Here is a 1,018-nt window from a genome sequence, read left to right as displayed (position 1 = left end):
CGCGAGCGCCAGAGCGTCGCGCACATCGCCGCCGCCCTCGGTCTCGACGAGGGCCACGTCCGCACCGTGCTGGCGGAGGTCGGACAATGAGCCAGCAGCACGAAGACGTCAGCGACATCGTCGATCGGCTCGACCGGTGGGCGGTGGCTCGCCTCTGGGCAGCCAACAACGACACCGTCGAAATCGCCAGGATCATGCGACGCACCGAGGCCGAGATCTACGGGATCCTCGCCCGTGTCCGCGATGACCGTCGAGCCGCGCGCCGACAGGGAGGCGCACGTGGCTGACCCGACTCTCATCGCGGATCTCGTCCGCGCGGGACTTGATCCCGAACTGCTGCAGCGCGTCGCCTTGGAGCTCGGTCGCGCAACCGCCGAGCGCGAGGCGATTGAGAAGCGTCGCCAGTCGGATCGGGAGCGTCAGGCCCGTCGTCGTGGTCACGTTATGTCACGTGACGTCACGTTACAGCACGTGACAACACGTGACGTCACGGCGGAGCCTAAGGGCCCCGCCCCCTTGCCCCCCCACACCCCCCCTATAACCCCCACCCCAAACACCATCCCCCCTGTCAGCCCTGACGGGCTGCCAGCCCCCGAGGGGGCCGGTGACGTTGCCGCCGAGGCGGTTGAGGGGCCGGAAGTTGAGGCTGGCGATTGGGAAGCCGACGAGGGCGGCAGCAAGGGCTCGAAGGCCGCTAGGGCTCGCCGCATCCCGGCAAACTTCGCCCAGAGTCCGGAAGCCCTCGCCGTCTGCGCCGAGATGGGCCTGACCGGCGCTGAGGCGTCCGAGGCACTGGCCGAGTTCTGCGATTTCTGGATGGCCGAGGGCGGTCAGAGGGCTCGGAAGCTCGATTGGCCCCGCACCCTGCGCAACCGGCTTCGGGAGATCGGCCGACGCCGCCCGGCGGCCCGCACCGGCCCGCACCGCCCCCGCTCCTCCAACGGCTACTTCGACCTCCTCCGCGACGAACTGGCAGGCTCCGATGACCAGCGTTCAGACCCGCAACGCCAGCACCTCC

The 1,018-nt window shown here is 69.8% G+C and carries 1 protein-coding gene and 1 pseudogene; both read left to right on the top strand.

What is annotated here, in order from left to right; translation table 11 throughout:
* Positions 1 to 86: 86 nt before the first annotated feature.
* Positions 87 to 287: a hypothetical protein gene (locus FHU13_RS27340; RefSeq protein ID WP_183438960.1), complete on the top strand. Its 201-nt coding sequence runs from the start codon at positions 87 to 89 to the stop codon at positions 285 to 287.
* Positions 280 to 1,018: pseudogene (locus tag FHU13_RS27335) on the top strand (hypothetical protein); the annotation flags it as partial. The gene FHU13_RS27340 and the pseudogene FHU13_RS27335, both read left to right, overlap by 8 nt.

The organism is Methylobacterium sp. R2-1, from assembly GCF_014191355.1.
GTDB lineage: Bacteria > Pseudomonadota > Alphaproteobacteria > Rhizobiales > Beijerinckiaceae > Methylobacterium.
This window is presented reverse-complemented; position numbering and strand designations above follow the sequence as displayed.

Excerpts from the sequence above, each read along its gene's own strand:
- FHU13_RS27340 (WP_183438960.1), top strand. The coding sequence starts at position 87 with ATGAGCCAGCAGCACGAAGACGTCAGCGACATCGTCGATCGGCTCGAC.